Annotated in this window: 16 protein-coding genes and 1 pseudogene; 5 read left to right on the top strand and 12 right to left on the bottom strand. The window is 53.3% G+C overall.

Going from position 1 to position 16,571, the window contains the following annotated elements; all coding sequences use genetic code 11:
- The first annotated feature begins 182 nt into the window (after positions 1-182).
- Positions 183-530 (top strand): hypothetical protein, encoded by a 348-nt coding sequence (locus tag AC6I77_RS20115; protein WP_003855026.1) that lies wholly within the window; start codon positions 183-185, stop codon positions 528-530.
- 161 nt (positions 531-691) lie between these two features.
- On the opposite strand, the gene AC6I77_RS20110 is transcribed toward AC6I77_RS20115, so the two are convergent.
- The 4 genes from AC6I77_RS20110 to AC6I77_RS20095 form a co-directional block, all read right to left on the bottom strand.
- Positions 692-1,615, bottom strand: coding sequence for a substrate-binding domain-containing protein (locus tag AC6I77_RS20110; RefSeq protein ID WP_105099774.1), 924 nt, complete (start codon positions 1,613-1,615; stop codon positions 692-694).
- Between the two features lie 86 nt (positions 1,616-1,701).
- Complete coding sequence (locus AC6I77_RS20105; RefSeq protein WP_497817253.1) at positions 1,702-2,481, bottom strand: TIM barrel protein; 780 nt, start codon at positions 2,479-2,481, stop codon at positions 1,702-1,704.
- Entirely contained in the window at positions 2,481-3,494 is a 1,014-nt protein-coding gene (locus AC6I77_RS20100; RefSeq protein ID WP_003855019.1) for a Gfo/Idh/MocA family oxidoreductase, read from the bottom strand. Before AC6I77_RS20100 ends, AC6I77_RS20105 begins: the two co-directional genes overlap by 1 nt.
- 12 nt (positions 3,495-3,506) lie before the next feature.
- Positions 3,507-4,955, bottom strand: a complete 1,449-nt coding sequence (locus AC6I77_RS20095) for a sugar porter family MFS transporter (protein WP_497817252.1) — start codon at positions 4,953-4,955, stop codon at positions 3,507-3,509.
- A gap of 186 nt (positions 4,956-5,141) precedes the next feature.
- Between AC6I77_RS20095 and AC6I77_RS20090 the strand changes: the two genes are divergently transcribed.
- Positions 5,142-7,103, top strand: coding sequence for a sigma-54-dependent Fis family transcriptional regulator (locus tag AC6I77_RS20090; protein ID WP_187513102.1), 1,962 nt, complete (start codon positions 5,142-5,144; stop codon positions 7,101-7,103).
- On the opposite strand, the gene AC6I77_RS20085 is transcribed toward AC6I77_RS20090, so the two are convergent.
- Positions 7,084-7,470, bottom strand: a complete 387-nt coding sequence (locus AC6I77_RS20085) for a YkvA family protein (RefSeq protein WP_008924616.1) — start codon at positions 7,468-7,470, stop codon at positions 7,084-7,086. The genes AC6I77_RS20090 and AC6I77_RS20085 overlap by 20 nt on opposite strands.
- Positions 7,471-7,584: 114 nt before the next feature.
- On the bottom strand, positions 7,585-8,202 hold the full coding sequence (locus AC6I77_RS20080) for a TetR/AcrR family transcriptional regulator (RefSeq protein ID WP_008924615.1): 618 nt from the start codon (positions 8,200-8,202) through the stop codon (positions 7,585-7,587).
- A 177-nt stretch (positions 8,203-8,379) separates the two neighbouring features.
- On the opposite strand from AC6I77_RS20080, the gene AC6I77_RS20075 reads away from it, so the two are divergent.
- Positions 8,380-9,588 (top strand): MFS transporter, encoded by a 1,209-nt coding sequence (locus tag AC6I77_RS20075; RefSeq protein ID WP_008924614.1) that lies wholly within the window; start codon positions 8,380-8,382, stop codon positions 9,586-9,588.
- Between the two features lie 110 nt (positions 9,589-9,698).
- Here the strand turns inward: AC6I77_RS20075 and AC6I77_RS20070 are convergent, their stop codons facing one another.
- Positions 9,699-10,676, bottom strand: coding sequence for an MBL fold metallo-hydrolase (locus AC6I77_RS20070; protein ID WP_008924613.1), 978 nt, complete (start codon positions 10,674-10,676; stop codon positions 9,699-9,701).
- Positions 10,677-10,757: 81 nt separating this feature from the next.
- On the opposite strand from AC6I77_RS20070, the gene AC6I77_RS20065 reads away from it, so the two are divergent.
- Positions 10,758-11,684 carry a LysR family transcriptional regulator gene (locus tag AC6I77_RS20065; RefSeq protein WP_476157870.1) on the top strand — a complete coding sequence of 309 codons (927 nt, stop codon included), beginning with the start codon at positions 10,758-10,760 and terminating at the stop codon, positions 11,682-11,684.
- Positions 11,685-11,791: 107 nt separating this feature from the next.
- Positions 11,792-12,210: pseudogene (locus tag AC6I77_RS20060) on the top strand (GNAT family N-acetyltransferase).
- Between the two features lie 171 nt (positions 12,211-12,381).
- Here AC6I77_RS20060 and AC6I77_RS20055 read toward each other — a convergent pair.
- From AC6I77_RS20055 to AC6I77_RS20035, 5 genes are all read right to left on the bottom strand, one after another.
- Complete coding sequence (locus AC6I77_RS20055) at positions 12,382-13,806, bottom strand: alpha,alpha-trehalose-phosphate synthase (UDP-forming) (protein WP_497817251.1); 1,425 nt, start codon at positions 13,804-13,806, stop codon at positions 12,382-12,384.
- A gap of 115 nt (positions 13,807-13,921) precedes the next feature.
- The gene (locus tag AC6I77_RS20050) at positions 13,922-14,470 is read right to left on the bottom strand and encodes a GNAT family N-acetyltransferase (RefSeq protein ID WP_140033902.1); all 549 of its coding nucleotides are present in this window, start codon (positions 14,468-14,470) and stop codon (positions 13,922-13,924) included.
- A gap of 301 nt (positions 14,471-14,771) precedes the next feature.
- Positions 14,772-15,212, bottom strand: coding sequence for a GNAT family N-acetyltransferase (locus tag AC6I77_RS20045; protein ID WP_033763312.1), 441 nt, complete (start codon positions 15,210-15,212; stop codon positions 14,772-14,774).
- A gap of 112 nt (positions 15,213-15,324) precedes the next feature.
- Entirely contained in the window at positions 15,325-16,002 is a 678-nt protein-coding gene (locus AC6I77_RS20040) for an anti-sigma factor (RefSeq protein WP_105099783.1), read from the bottom strand.
- Complete coding sequence (locus AC6I77_RS20035; protein WP_497817250.1) at positions 15,999-16,547, bottom strand: sigma-70 family RNA polymerase sigma factor; 549 nt, start codon at positions 16,545-16,547, stop codon at positions 15,999-16,001. The genes AC6I77_RS20040 and AC6I77_RS20035 overlap by 4 nt, the downstream gene beginning before the upstream one ends.
- Positions 16,548-16,571 lie beyond the last annotated feature (24 nt).

The raw sequence follows: 16,571 nt of genomic DNA, 5'->3' as shown, positions 1-16,571 counted from the left end.
CCATCGCCAGAATCTGTTAACGTCTCGCTTATTATTAGTGCCAGTCTAAATAAGAGTTAAAATGACACACGTTATCGTCACCTTTTGACTCTATATTTTTCATTCAAAAACAGTAACTTCTACTCTGATTGTAGTTCGCCTATGCTGGCTGCTTACTACGTTTTACGTCAGAGGGATTTGCTATGTTTAATGTGTCCGCAACCTACAGTGCAGAGGCTGTTGAATGCCTTTATGAAGTCATCGACATTCTTAACCTCAAGGGGGCACGCTGCCACGTGATCTTTGATAGTCAGGCATCCCGTGCCGCGGTCATTGAAGCCGATACAATAGAAGAACTCGGCGAAATGCGTCACCCTGTACTGGCCGTTCTGGAACTGGAGCGCGTGACCAGCATTAACACCATTTTGCGGATTAAATCGTTCTGGACTGATCCGGAGGGCGTCAGGCCTGACGTTGAGCCTGGCAGCCTGGCTAAAGCACTCTATAAAGCGCTGACTATCAAGAAACAGATTACGCTGGTCGGTTTGTAAGAGACGGTTGAAAATCATTCACTGGCAATATGCGCGCGTGTTCAATTCCCCATTTCACCGTTCACGGTCCAGAATACGCGCGCATGTTCATCATTGTTCAGGCACCCCGGTTGATCATTTTCACCTGAAAGAGATGTTCGTAAATAACCCTGAACGTGGGACTACTTTGAATTCTCAGCAACAAAGTTCAGATAATTTTCAGGTGTAATCAGCTTGTAAGGCACCCAGTTAAGCGTCTCAACCTTTTGTTTGTTCAGCAGGGCTTTGGTCACCTGAACTGCGCCGGTAGCCTGTCCTTTTGCATCCTGAAAAATAGTGAGCACCATCCTGCCGTTTTTAATGAACTGCTGACCATCGGGTGTTCCATCAATTCCCGCCACAAGGATTTTATCGTTCTTCGCCTGGTTTAAAGCCATAATCGCGCCAATCGCCATCTCATCGTTGTTTGCAGCAATGGCGTCAATGGGACGCTGATTTAGCAGCCAGCCAGAAACCACATCAACCGCTTCATTGCGTTGCCATTTCGCTGTCTGCTTCTCAATAACTTTCATGTCTTTATATTTACTGATAACCGCTTCCACAGCACGGGTACGCTCACGGGCCTCTTCATTCGACAGCGCGCCCATCAGTATCGCTACATTACCTTTGTAGTTCATTTTCTTTGCCAGCGCCTCCATCTGCATTTCGCCACCCAGCGCCGAATCAGAACCAACATATGCCATATCTGCTGGCAGTTTCACTTCCGGTTTACGATTTACGAAAACCAGCGGAATACCGGCATTTTTGGCGGCCGTGATCATCGGTAAAACACCCTGAGTATCAACCGGATTGAGAATAATGGCGTCAACGCCCTGGTTGATAAAGTCATCAACCTGCTGCACCTGCAGCGCGACATCGCCTTTGGCATCAACAAACTGGCTCTTGAGTTCACTGGCGTTAAGCTCTTTCTGCATCTGAGTGCGAAGGATGGAGACAAAGTTAAGGTCGAAGTTAGCCAGCGCAACGCCAACGGTAAACGTTTTGGCACTGATTCCTGCACTAAACAGCAGGGAGCAAAGACAAAGCAGAAGATTTCTGATGTTCATAGTCAATTCCTGTAGGTTGAGGTTGTTATTGTTTTCATTGACGTTATTGTGCGTCGGGTAACAGGCAAATACCCGACACATGCTGCTTACAACGTAAAGTGATCGCGGAACTGCTGGACAGCCGCTGTGCTATCACCGCTGGCCCAGCCCTCCATGGCGACGGTGCCGCTGTAACCTATCTCCTGCAGCGTCCGTGCAATAGCCCGGTAATTGATCTCGCCGGTGCCCGGCTGCTGGCGGCCTGGTACATCGGCAACCTGGATTTCCCCTATCGCAGAACCGCAGCGCCGTACCAGTTCAATCAGATTGCCCTCGCCAATTTGTGCATGGTAGAGATCCAGATTCATCTTCAGCGCCGGGCTGTTGACCGCTTCGACCAGCGCCCGCGTTTCAGAGGCCAGGGCGAAGGGTGTGCCCGGATGATCGATCGGCAGATTAAGGTTTTCGAGGGTGAAAACGCGTCCGGCTCGTTCACCAAGTTGTGCAACCTGGCGCAGCGTATCGGCGGCCTTGAGCCACATAGCGCCCGTTGCCGTTGTCACGGGTTTTACCGGCAGTCCGCGGTCGTCAAGTCCGGTGCCATGCAAATTCAGTACAGGACAACTGAGACGTTCGGCCACAGCCAGTGAGGCTTCAGCACTCTGCAGTAACTGCGCTATCTCTGTTTCATCGGTAAGATTACCGCTCAGATAACCGGTCATAGAGGTAAAGCGCGCACCGGTCGCCATCAGCGCATCAATATCCTTGTTGGCCCATCCCCAGATTTCGACGCCGAAACCCAGCTCATGAATGCGTTTTACGCGCTCTGTAAATGGCAGCTCCAGAAATACCATTTCAGCGCAGACGGAAAGTTGATAATCAGCCATCAGCGCGCCCCCAGCTTAACCGGCAGGTTGCTCTGTACAGATTCGATACAGGCCAGCGCAATTTCCAGCGCGTTGCGCGCATCTTCGCCCGTGGCGCGAGGCGTTTCACCACTTCGGATACAGCGGGCAAACTCGGTCATTTCTGCCACATAGGCCTCTCGCAGCAGATCTGAATCCAGTCGCGACGTATCGACGGCTATTCCGCTGGCGGTGTAACGCACGCAGTGGTTGGCATTGATGTGGCCCGCCTGCAGCATGCCTTTACTGCCAAAAACCTCACCGCGCACGTCATAGCCATAGACCGCCTGAAAGTTTGCCTCAGCTATAGCAATAGCGCCGTTGTCGAAGCGAATAGTCACAACCGAGGTATCCAGCAGCCCTTTATCCTTAAAATCTGGCCGCACCAGCGCATCGGCCAGCGCATAGACTTCTACCGGCTTTGCGCCATGATTGAAGTGCAGTAGCGTGTCAAAATCGTGAATCAGCGTTTCAAGGAAGATGGTCCATTGCGGAATCGGCGCTGGATCGTTCAGGCCTGGGTCACGGGTCACAGAGCGACTAAGCTGGGTCGTGCCATTCTCACCGTTTTTTACCGCTGCAATTGCTGCCGCAAAACCGGAATCAAAGCGGCGATTAAAGCCCACCTGTAACACGACGCCTGCCTCTTTTGCCGCCGCGATGGCGCGATCGGCCTCATCCAGCGTGACAGCCATAGGCTTTTCGCAAAACACATGTTTGCCGGCTCTGGCCGCGGCAATCACCCACTCCGCATGCGTCCGTGCTGGCGCGGCAATCGCAACGGCGTCGATTTCATCATCCTGAAGCAGCGCATGCAGATCGCTATACGATTTGCTCACCCCAAGCCGGCTGGCGAGCTTCTCTGCTGCGCCAGGGAACGGATCCGCCACTGCCGCAAGGGTGGCACCAGGCACACGCCAGGCCAGATTTTCCGCATGGAAGCTGCCCATGCGGCCTGCGCCGATTAAACCCACGCGCACTGTTTGATGGTTCATAAAAACTCCTTATTATTTTGCTTTTGCCCAGGCGGGCGATGAAGGGTGTTGTTCAGATCGCTTCACCTCAGCAGCGAAACGACGGGATTTGGAGAGCATCAGCGGTTCAATGTGCTCCAGCGACACGCCCCGGGTTTCCGGTAAAAAACGACGGACAAACCAGAACGCGATGAGCGATCCCACCGCGCATAACATCAGCGGGAAGGCACCATGAAAGTGTTCCATCAGCACCTGGCTGCGGTTCATCATCGGGAAGCTTTGGGTAACGATAAAATTAGCGACGTACATCGAGGCGAACGCAAAGCCCATCGCCACGGCGCGAATCCGATTAGGAAAGATTTCTGAGATCAGCAGCCAGGCACCCAGGCTCCATGAGAGGCCAAATATCAGCACGAAGGCCAGCAGTCCAATCACCGGCAGCTGGCCACCTGCATCGGCGATAAATGCCAGGGCGGTGAAGATCATAGAGAGCGCGCATCCCAGTGCCCCCCAGCGCAGCAGCACTGTCCTGCCCAGACGATCAATGGTACTCAGACAAACGGCCACGCCAGTCAGCAGCGCAAGACCAATGAAAATGCTGTGAAACAGGGAAGACTGGGTACTGCCGGTGATGTTTTGTAAGAGTGACGGCGCGTAATAGAGCAGGATGTTGATACCGGAAATCTGCTGCAAAATAGCAATGGCACAACCCACCAGCAGGATATAGCGTGCCCGCGCATCCCGCAGGATGCCGCGCTGACGGGTCTGGATGTTGTCATCCCGATTTGACGTCAGGATTTCCTGTAACAGTCGCTGGGCGTGACGGGCATTTGAAAGACGCGTCAGCACCTCAAGGGCCCGCTCTTTTTTGCCGTTCAGCGCCAGCCAGCGCGGTGACTCTGGCATAAACGGCACCAGCAGCAGAAATAGCACGCAAGGCACCACGCCCGAAGCGAGCATCCAGCGCCAGCCTTCACTGACAATCCACTGATGCGGCATGCCGCGTGCAATCAGGTAATTCACGATATAGACGGTAACCTGTCCGCCCACCATCAGCATCTGCTGCAGGCCGAGCATCCGTCCGCGCCAGTCTTTGGGTGAAACTTCAGCGATGTAAAGCGGCGTAATCGCAGAGGCCATCCCGACCGCCAGCCCGCCAGTCAGTCGCCAGATAACGAAATCGGTCAGCGATCCCGCCAGCGCAGCGCCCACTGCGGAGAGCAAAAAGAGTAGAGCGGTAACGATTAGGGTCGTTTTGCGACCGATACGATCAGAAATGAAGCCAACACTCCATGCGCCGACGATGCAGCCGAGAATGACGTTGGACACCGCCCAGCCACTTTCCCATGGCGTTAAATTCAGATGTTCTGTCAGCGGGTCGATAACGCCAGAGATTACAGAAGCGTCATAACCGAGAATCACGCCACTTAGTGAAGCAATGGCACAGATAAACAGAATCAGCCGTAAATTGTGTTTGCGCATAACAACTTATTTCCCTTCGCATGATTGATTCAGGTGATTGCATCAACCTTTGCAAAGGTGGTGCCAACCAAAATCCGGGAAATTTTGTGAGCGCTGACACAACGTCACACCACAAACTGGCAACAATGTTTACATGTCAACTTAACATGTCCATAAAATGGACATTTAATTCCACTGGAGTGGCGTGTGAATCAGCAATTGTTATTACGAGATGAGAGCGAGTCGATCTTCAGCCTGCCCGACAGGGAGGCCGCCGACAGTTGGGACGCGCTGTTATGGCGAAGCTGGGAGAGCTTTACCCAGGGCGAACCGCCGCCAGCGCTTCGTGAAACTATTCTGCACTCCTGGCAACGCTCGCAGCAGTACGCTATCGATCCAGATCGATTTATCTATACCGCGCCCCCAGCCAGCGAACTGACTGCGATTCTTGAAAACAATGCAGAACTCATTCTTGTTGCACGCAGCATTATGGAAAATTTGCTCGCCTATAATCCGGACGGGCACATTAACCTCACCGATGCGCAGGGTGTAACGCTCCATTTTTGCGGTGCCGACCTGACACCGATCGGCAGTATTCTGCGTGAAGAGGTATTGGGTACTAACTGTACCGCGCGCTGCCTGATTGAACAGCGACTGGTCTATGTGTTGAGCGGTGAAAACTGGAAGTTTGATTTGCGAAAACGCCGCCGGCAGTGCGCTGCGGCCCCCGTCCGTAATGAAAACGGACAATTGATAGGTGTGCTCACACTGACCGCCACGCCTGATAATTTCAACGTCCACACACTTGGCACGGTCCAGGCGGCGGCAGAAGCAGTCGGACAGCAACTGATGCTACGACGCCTGCTGGCTGAACAGCAGTCCATTCTTGAGACGCTGAATGAAGGTGTGATTGTCTGTGATAAACAGGGACGCATTAAAACCCTTAACCGCTATGCGCGCCAGATTTTCAGCGGGCTGAATCCAGGCAATATCCCGATTGATGAACTGCTACAGCCACAAGGCGGATCGCTGCTGACCATGCCTTTTTGTAATGACATCGAGTTGCAGTTCAGGCCAGCCGGCCTGGCCCCTCTCTCCTGCCTGATATCATTGATGCCCGCGCCGGATGGCGGACGCGTGCTGTCGCTGCGTGAAAATCAGCGTATCCGTGCCATTACACGACGTGTCATGGGCGTGAATGCCAGTTACACCTTTGACATGATTCGCGGCCGCTCGTCGCGTCTGCAGCAGGCAATTCATAAGGCCCGGGTCAGCAGCCGAACCGACAGCACAGTGCTGCTCAGCGGTGAAAGTGGCACCGGCAAAGAGTTGTTTGCGCAGGCCATTCATAATGCCAGCCCACGTCAGCAGGAAGCGTTTATCGCTCTTAACTGCGGCGCACTGCCACGCGATCTGGTGCAAAGCGAGCTGTTTGGCTATGCGGATGGCGCCTTCACCGGTTCACGGCGTGGCGGTTCGGCGGGCAAGTTTGAACTGGCTGACGGCGGAACCCTTTTCCTGGATGAGATTGGTGAGATGCCGCTCGAAGCGCAAACCAGCTTGCTACGCGTACTGCAGGAGAGTGAAGTGCTGCGTATCGGCGCGGCTCAGCCCGTGAAAGTGAATGTCCGCATTATCGTGGCAACGCACTGCAACCTGCTGGATGCCGTGGAGAAAAATGCCTTTCGGCGCGATCTCTATTACCGCCTGAATGTAATTTCATTAGAAATTCCTCCGCTGCGTGACCGTCGTGAAGACATACCGGAGTTGGTGAATATTTTCATTCAGGCGCTCTGCACACGTCTGAAGCGTATTCCGCCTGTGGTCGCGCCGGACGCAATGACCTGTCTGCAAGCCTGGGATTGGCCGGGAAACGTACGTGAACTGGAAAATGTGATTGAGCGTGTCGTCAACCTGAGTGAAGGGTTAGAAATAACCCGCGCCGATTTGCCCGAATCCCTGCAGCAAGTCTCAGCCAGTGATGCGCCCGGAGAGATTCAACCCTCACTGCAAAATCTGGAGCGGATGCATATTTTACAAATTGTCAGTGAACAACAGGGGAATCTGCGTCAGTCGGCGCAACTGCTGGGGATCTCACGAACGGCGTTATATAACAAGCTCAATGCATGGAAAATCGACTACCGTGCTTTCAGGAAAAATGATGCCTGAACGCTGCGACGATTTGGCTGAACAGCACAGTGGCACCAACAATCCATATCGCGATAACGATCCCTGCCGTTACGCGACTGACAGGACGTTTACTGGCTTGCGCTGCAGTTTCACGATGTTCGCGCATAACCTCGGGGGGAATAAGACGCACCACCAGCATGATCCCCAGCGGTACAATGATCAGGTCGTCGAGATAGCCGATAACGGGAATGAAGTCGGGGATCAGATCGATGGGTGAAACCGCATAGGCCGCGACAATCATCGCCATCACTTTAGCCACTAACGGTGTACGGGGATCGCGGGCGGCGAGCCATACCGCATGCACATCCCGTTTGATGTTTCGTGCCCACGTTTTGATGTCAGTCATAAGCTTACTTTTCACGAAACGTCTTTTCCTTATTGAGGACAACGGTTATTCCGCTTTCGTACAACGCTCCTCACAAAGACTCACCCGCCGTGTTGAGTCCGGGCGCCATTTCAGTCAATCAACACTACGACAATAGGCATCCCAGGTCTTCATGGCAGTTGATACCGCCGCATCAAGTTCTTTACCGGTTGCGCCATCGCGGGCTTCGGTCGACAGGCCGATTTCAAAACTGTGAAAAAACCTGGCCAGTGCCTGCACATCTGTACCGGAAACCAGAAGCCCCGCCTCTTTCGCTCTGGTGACACATCGCAAAAATCCCGCTCTGGTCCTATCACGTTGCGCTGCCAGAAGCTCACGAATGTGCGCGTTTGCAGGTGAACAGGTATTAACGGATAGCGCGATCAGGCAACCGCTGGGATGTCCCTGATCTGTCTGCATCTTTGCGGAGCGACGCAAGGCGAGTTCGATAGCCTGTCGGGGTTCAAGCGAATCGTCCCATAGACAATCGTTCACCTGACCATAAGTCGTCATATAGCATTCGACAACCTCTTCGAACAGCGCCTCTTTAGAACCAAATGCGGCGTAAAAACTGGGGGCAGTGATACCGTTACCGAGATTCGACTTGAGCATGGCAAGCGAAGTGGACTCGTAACCGTGTTGCCAGAAAAGTGTCATCGCCTGACGAATTGCTTCGTCACGGTCAAATGTTCGTGGACGTCCCATCTGAGCCATATCCGTTCCTTTTTGACTTGCCAGACATAAATACTAATCGATACATATATTCTTGACAAGTTGCGCGGGGGCTTATAGTTTCGAATATATATACCGATCGATATTTATATCAGCCAGCCTGTTATCACGCGGGTTTTCGCAATATTTAAGCGTTACAAACTTAAAAAAGGACTCAACGTGCACGTCAATACCGCATTCAGTGAAACCACAACACAACGAGGCCTGCCTCTGGCTTCCCTGCTGGCATTTGCCATGACTGGCTTTATCGCCATTCTGACCGAGACCCTTCCGGCGGGTCTGCTTCCGGAGATCGGAAAAGGTCTGGGTGTTTCTCAGGTAATGGCAGGCCAGCTGGTCAGTATCTATGCGCTGGGATCGCTGCTGGCGGCGATTCCTTTAACGGTTCTGACCAGTGGATGGCGACGTAAAAAAGTGCTGCTGCTTGCCGTCGGGACTTTCCTGATTTTCAACACCGTTACCACCCTTTCATCCAGCTACTGGCTGACGATGGGGGCTCGCTTCATGTCCGGTGTGGCTGCCGGACTTGCATGGGGAATCCTGGCGGGCTATGCGCGCCGCCTCGTTCCTGCTGAATTACAGGGCCGCGCGCTGGCTATTGCGATGGTTGGAATACCGGTTGCCCTGTCGCTGGGAACCCCGGCAGGCGCATGGCTGGGCAGTATGATGGGATGGAGAATCCCCTTTGGGATCATGGCAGCACTGGCCATTATTCTCTTTATCTGGACATGGGTGGCGATTCCTGACCTGCCGGGCCAGCAGGCTGACCGTCGACTGCCGGTATGGCAGGTTTTCCGTATGCCCGGCGTCAGGCCCGTTCTGGCGGTTATCTTTCTGTGGATGACGGCTCACAACATTCTTTATACGTTCATCGGACCATTCCTGCAGTTGTCGGGACTGACCGGAAACGTCGGACTTATCCTGCTGATTTTTGGCATCGCGGCATTGGTCGGCATCTGGATCACCGGAATGTTGGTAGATCGTCATTTGCGACATCTGGTTCTGCTCAGCCTTGCAGCACTGGCGGCGGTTTCTGTGGTGCTGGTCGCAGGCATGCGGGAACAGATTGTGGTCTATGTGGCTGTCATCGTATGGGGTTGGTCGTTTGGTGGTGCATCAACCCAGATGCAAACGGCCGCCGCTGATTCGGCTGGCAATCATGTCGACGTTGTTCAGGCGATGGTGACAACCGCATGGAATCTGGCTATCGCCAGCGGCGGCGTTACTGGAGGACTGCTTCTCAATAATGCCGGTGCGGTATCTTTCCCCTGGGCGCTACTCACCTTTATGGCGGTTGCGTTGATCATCGCCTGGCGGGCGAAAAAGCATGCTTTCAGGCCGGGTGCCAGAGGAGGCCCAGTGAAATAGTGATGTTGAAAGGCGTCCGCAATGGACGCCCGATAAATATCCAATCTGCTTTGCTTTGAGCTTGTGACCGGTAAATCTGTCTGAACGCGTTTTGCCAAACCCATTATGTGTTAATTGTTGGCCTCGTCAGAAACTGACTGCCCGAGCTGGGTGGTGTAATTAGCGGGCACCCAGCGATAAGCATTACCCTCGTGCTGAACATGACCCAGACCCGGGAAAGCGATATGCGCCGCAGCCACCCAGTAGCCCTGATCGGCAGCCTGTTTCAGTACCCTTTCACGTGTATTAATAGCCTGTTTCTGATCGACATCAAAATGGATGGCCACTTCGGGGTCTGGCATTTGCACCGCTTTGGCATGGATGATGTCTCCCCATAACATCAGCGTCTGCCCCTGGCTTTCCACGCGATAAAGTACGCTGCCCGGCGTATGGCCAGCGGTCGACTCAGCACGGATTCCTCCCGGTAATGTAGCGGGTGCCATAAATGTTTTAAGCAGGCCAGCATTCATGACCGGGCGAAGCGTTCGTTCAGAATCCGCAAAGGTGTGAGCCTGACTGGCTTCCACTTTGCTTGCGTTGGCCGGATTAAGCCAGAAATCGACATCCCGTTTATCCACATACACTTCAGCTTCAGGAAAAGCCGGCTTGCCTGCACGCGAGACACCGCCTGAATGATCGGCATGAACATGAGTCAGAAGCACAGCATCGATCGATTCAGCCGGATAGCCAGCAGCGGCCAGGTTGGTCAGCAGATGTCCGCCATCGTGGCCAAAAAGCTCACCGGCGCCAGTATCGACTAAGATGCGCTTTTTGCCATCATCGATAACAAAGGCGTTAATCGACGTTTCAGCCTGCGGCGTCATCGCCTCTCTGGCCATTCCCTTGCTGAGTTTATCCGGTGAAATGTTTGTCAGTAATGTATTAAGGGGAATGGTCACCGTGCCGTCGGAAACGGCGGTAATGCGCAATTTACCTAACATCATCCGGTAATAACCCGGAGCCTGTTGATCCCGTGCAGACGGCTGTTCGGCTGCATAGGCCGGACTGAATGCCATAAGTGACGCCACCAGCATCAGTAAAATTTTCATCAATTATTCTCCAGAATGTTTCATCACAACGTGGTGGGCAGTATCCTCAGACAATCCATATCACTCAAATTGATTAAACTGATGCTCACTATCAGAGAAAATGATTTTCATCGTATCGACCTGAATTTACTGACGGTGCTGTTAGTTCTGAAGCGGGAAGGCAGCGTCTCTCGTGCAGCAGAAAAGCTGCATCTGGGTCAGCCTGCGGTCAGTAATGCACTGGCCCGGTTGCGGGTGATGTTCAGCGATCCGCTCTTTGTGCGGACAGCGAGAGGAATGGAGCCTACCCCGCGAGCCGAGGCGCTGATCGCTGAGCTGGGACCTCTGATGGCGCAGATGCAGAATGTCCTTTTTCAGCCAGCATCCTTCACGCCTTCTGAGGCGACGCATGTTTTTCGGCTGGGGATGAGCGACTGGGTTGAGCGCTCAATCATGCCGGCACTGTATGCGCGCATCACGCGCACCGCGCCGGGCGTGACGCTTCAGGTCACGGCCAGCGATCCCTTCAGGGATGTGGAACTGGTCGCACGTGGCGAGATCGATCTTGCCATATCGGTGGGCGATAACACGCCCGCCACGCTGCAGCGCGAGAAGATCGTTTCACATAGCTTTTGTACGTTGTGGCATCCGGAGCAGCTTTCGTTATCTGCGCCGCTGACGCTGGAGGATTACGTGGCGCATGATCATCTGCTGGTTTCCTATCGTGGATCAACCTGGAGCGCCATTGATGACCAGCTTGCGACCCTTGGAAAGGCACGTTCGATTCGCTACGTGACGCCGCATTTTTCCTCTCTGCCGCCGCTACTGGTGCGCACGCCCGCGTTAGCTACCGTCCCCGCCGGTCTGGCGGATGACTGGATAACCCATTACGGTTTATGCTCCAGCCCTGTACCGGTGGCGACTCCCGAAATCGCTCTTTCGCTGCTCTGGCATAAACGCTGTGATAACGATATGCCGCTGAGCTGGCTCAGGGAGGAACTGCGTAGTGTGATGACAGAGCGAATCTGAGTAGCTGCTCTTATGGGATGCTAAAACCTGCTTTGCAGTTCAACCGCCCTGAACAACGTCGAAAACCAGACTTTGCAGAAAATGGATGCTGAGAAGAGGATAAAAATTTGTCTGACTACCAGCTTGCTGGAACTGTTCGGTCTGTAGAGAATTTTTGCCGCTTACGTATTATCTCAGGACTGACGCCACGTCCCGCCGAAGCTGCCCGCCAGGGACTTCCTGACAGCTGTTATGGTATTCATTCCTTTATAGGGAAATCGTCATCGGAATAGGACGTATCGTAGGCAACGGCGCGCTGAATATGGATATTGTCGATGTCGCTGTAGATCCCGCGCATCATGGAAAAGGTCTGGGCCGCATGATAATGGAAACGCTGACAAAGTGGCTCGATCAAAATGCCTGTGATAGCGCTTATGTCACATTGATGGCAGATGTTCCGGCGCTGTACGAAAAATTTGGTTTTACGCGCGTCAGCCCTGTAAGTGAAGGTATGGCAAGGATCTGGAAAAATACCAAAAAGTCATGAAATAGTGATGCTCCCGTTTAATGCAGACCCTAACATCACATCATTAAGCACTGATCCAAATAACACATTGATGAGCAGGTAGATAAAACGTTACCTGCTCTGCTCTCTGTCAGCGTGAACCTGTTAACTTCCACACCTTCACTTTATAAAGCACCGTTTACGTTCTGAAGCTCAGTATCTCGCCCGGCTACTGCTTAATCGCGGAAAAAATGCCGGTGGCGGCAGAGCCTGAGGCGCCGCCGGCTCAGCGTTCAGCATGCTTAAGAACGCCCCGGCCCAGTGATGATTGTTGTGCATATGCAGGCCATTCATCAGACGTGCATGCAGACTTCGCCGTTCGTGTAACGGCATCTGCAGGGCGCGATGCACCGCACTGGCCATGGCGTCAGGATCATAAGGATTGACGATGATGGCTCCCTCCATCTGCTCGGCTGCACCGGCAAACTGCGAGAGGATAAGCACGCCAGGATTTTTCGGGTCCTGCAGGGCGACATACATTTTCGCCATCAGACTCATACCCGCCATTAATGGCGTTACCAGCGCAACGCGTGAGGCACGATAGATACCAGCCTGCTCTTCCCGGCTATAAGCATGGGTGAGATAGTTCACCGGATACCAGTTCATTGTGCCATGTACGCCATTCAGCTCGCCGCACAGTGCTTCCAGCGCATGACCGAGTTCAGACGCATCATGCGCGTGTCCGGCTGCCGGAGGTGCCAGCTGCAACAGCGTGATATTTTTCTGATAGTAATCATGTCTTCTTAACAGTACCTCCAGGGTACTGATGCGGTAAGGCAGCCCCGAACTCTCATCAAGATGGCCGCCGCTAAGCACGGTATTTTCTGGCAGACTTTCGCGGCACTGCATTTCCATGTAAGCACAGCTGTTGCTCTCGCGCAGACATTGCACATCATCAAGATCAATCCCGACCGGAAATACACCCACTCTTATTATCCGGCCATTGATTCGAAAACGTTGTGCCTCCAGTCGCTCCAGTCTGAATTCGCTCTCCAGCCAGACCAGGAAGTTATTCATATCCTGCACTGTCTGGAAGCCAATCAGGTCACAACAGAGTAATGAGTCAGTGAACCAGCGCCATTCGGGAATGGTTTCAAACATCCTGCCAGCCGGGAAAGGCTGATGCAGAAAAATACCCACTGAGTTGGTCAGCCCTTCTTCACGAATATAGGAAGCACAGCCAAGCAGATGATAATCCTGAATCCAGATAACATCGTCGGGTGTGGCATTTTCGCAAATGGCGCGCGCATAGGCTTTATTAATATTTTTATATTCCTGATAGCCACTGGTGGAAAATCGGGCCATGTCAGGGCGCTGGTGAAAAACAGGCCAGAGTCCTTTGTGAATATAGTTGTGGTAACCCTCATTCAGCTCGCCCGGCGTATAGGAGAAGGTCACGGTTTCATACTGGCCAGTCTGCTGCACTAAGTAGGATCTTGACGCGTCGCTGGGTATCACTTTGCTCTCACCATCCCAGCTAATCCACAGCCCGCCCTGACGGGAAAGTATGCCTTCATAAACGGCAGTAAGCGTCGAACGTTGACATTGATTATGAGAAACAAGGATAAGGCCTGACATGGTGTGTTCCTTAAGAACCCGCTGCGAGAAAGCAACATTGCCTGGCAGTGAGCCGCTATTAATCGGAGGTCGGATAATAAACTGGAGAAAACCGCTCATTTGCGTGCGCCCGGGCTTAGTGCCTGCTGGCGCTTTTGGCGCAAATCGGGTCGTATCCCCCTTCGTGCAGCGTCGTCACGTAGACACCGGGCAGCGAGGGAAAAGAGATAAATCCGTTACGCTCGAAGAAATCCGGTACAGGCTCACCCATTGCAATGATGCTCCGGCAGCCCCTGGCGCCAGGATGAGACAGACAGCAGTGCAGCAGCCATGAGCCGAGCCCGATAAAACGATATTCCGGCGAGATGAACAGGTTCCGGATTACCCAGGTCTCCGCCATATCGGTCACGACGCGGGCAAAACCGATTTGTCGGCCATTGCGGTAAAGTCCAAAACAGAGGCTATTGTTCAGCGCCAGAGTCAGAGAGCGGGTGTCCGGTATCGATTCACCCAGCCACTGAGAGATCAGGCGATAGTTCAGCAGTGCCGGATCGGTACTGGCCTCGATGGCATCTCTGAACCATTTGCGGGGCGAAACAAGGCGAAGGCGCTGTTGCTCAGCAAGTTCAGTGACTGCAGCATCGCTGCACCCTGGTATGGACCAGGGTTTGTTAATGCATTTCATCCACGGCTTCCTTGAACATAGGCGCATCAGCGCCCGGTGCCGTTAATTAAACCGATCGGCCTGTAAAAAAGGCGTAAAAAGAGGCAGATGAAACGTAAAAACGCTGCAAAACATCCGCCGCCCTGGCATCGCCGGACGGGGAAAGTGCAATAAGTCAGCGAGTTGAATACAGAGAATGTACGCAGTGATAAGTCAAGAAGAGTGGCCTGCCCGGGTCCACTCGCTCCCAAAGCGGGTTTACTAAACGCGTGGCAGGGCCATATTTACTGCAGAAATGAAGAAATTAAAAATCTCTTTTAAATCAGAACCGAGCCATCATTGTCTGGAATGATACGCCGTTGAAAAACTTAACCTCTCCCACTCTCTTAAATCCCAGTTTTTCATAGAAGGGAACGGCGAAGAGTGAGGACCGTACACTGATTTCTGATCGCAGCATGGGCGCTACCTGCTGCCAGAGTGCCCTTGCCACCCCTTGACGGTGAAACTTTGGATGCACAAAAAAGTATTTCACTAGATTGCCTTCGAAAAGGGTGAGTACGCCTGTTACCTCACCTCTTTCCACGGCAATCAGCCAGAGATAGTCATCTGCAACGATCAAAGGTTTAAGCACATCGGGTTTTATGCTCTCGATAAACCAGTGCGGACAGGGCTCTGCCTCTGAAAAGTTACACTTTATCGACACACTGTGTATCAGCTCACTGATGCCTGTCGCATCAGACTCAATGGCCGCTCTGATTTCCATTCTTTTGTCCTCCCCCTGATGTTGTGAATGTAAAGAAATGGAGGTTTGCCATTCGGATTGCCACCCACTCACCCTGTCTCCTGAATTCCGGCTGAACCTGCGCCATTGACTATCAGAGCAACGTCACTTTGCCCTGGAAAATCACCGGCCCGGATGGCCCGCTGAGTTTAGAACCCCCAACAGGCTCCAGACTCACCGCCAGCACCGTCTGATTGTTTAACTCGCCTGGTGCTAATCGGAAAGCGTTACTGTCGATGTGATTGATCAGTCCCAACGATTGCGGCGCAGCACTGCCTCTGATCAGCCAGAGTTGCAGGGCTTTATTCTCTGGCAGCGTGATGTTTAGCGCCGAGACCTGAATGCGTGACGCTGACTTATCCAGACTCACCACAAACTGTGCGTTGGGCTGCGCGCCACTGAGTACCGCAATGGGCTGCAGGGAATGCGGGGTATCCGGCTTAATCACCTGGGTGTAAATGAGGAGGCCCGCCATTGCCGCCGCCAGACTCCAGCCGAGCCAGAAGCCAGGTTGCCTGCGGACTGATATCGTGCCAGAGGCGCCAGCGTTCCGGTTAAGGTCCTGCCTGATCAGCGGCCAGACCGTAGCGGGAGGAATAACGTCGTGGGTGAGCAAATCGATGCCGTTAAACGCTTTCTGCCAGCGCAGCACCTCTGCAGCAAAGTGTGAATCGTCATTGAGGCGTTTATCAAGCCGATGGCGTGTCACATCGTCGGTAAGACCCAGCACATATTCCGCCGCAGTGAGATCATTGTGTTCCTGAGCAGTCATAGGCCTATGCACTCCCGAAGATGGATTAAAGCGCGACGGATCCAGCTTTTAACCGTACCCTCAGGCTGACTCATGGAGAGCGCAATCTCACTCTGCGACAGGCCACGATAATAAGCGAGCGAAATACTTTGTCGCTGTTCTGAAGGTAAGTGCGCCATACAATGTTGAAGACGACGCGCCTCTGCAGGACTGTCATCCGCGGGAAGTAACGTCTGAAAACCCGATTCCGCTTCGCTGATTTCTTCCAGTGAACAGCATCGGTTCTCATGTTTTCGCAGGAAATCAATCGCCCGATTTCTGGCTATGTGGCTAAGCCAGATGTGCGGCTCACTGCGCGCATCATCGTAATAGTTTGCCGACTGCCAGATGTGGATAAACGTGTCGTGCAGGATCTCTTCTGCCCAGTCCCGGCGCCTGACCATCCGCAGGATGATCCCATAAAGTCGGGGCGACAGGACGCGGTAAAGCTGCTCAAGAGCAGCTTTATCACCGCCGGCTATCTGGTTCATTAAGTCGGCCTGAATGTGGGGTACATTTTTTGTCATCGGCTTCCCTGTAAAAGGTGTGGC

It is taken from the genome of Pantoea sp. X-Soil-ISGK-259 (genome assembly GCF_059730705.1).
The sequence above is the reverse complement of the archived record's forward strand: the minus strand, read 5'-3'. Positions and strand labels throughout refer to the sequence as shown.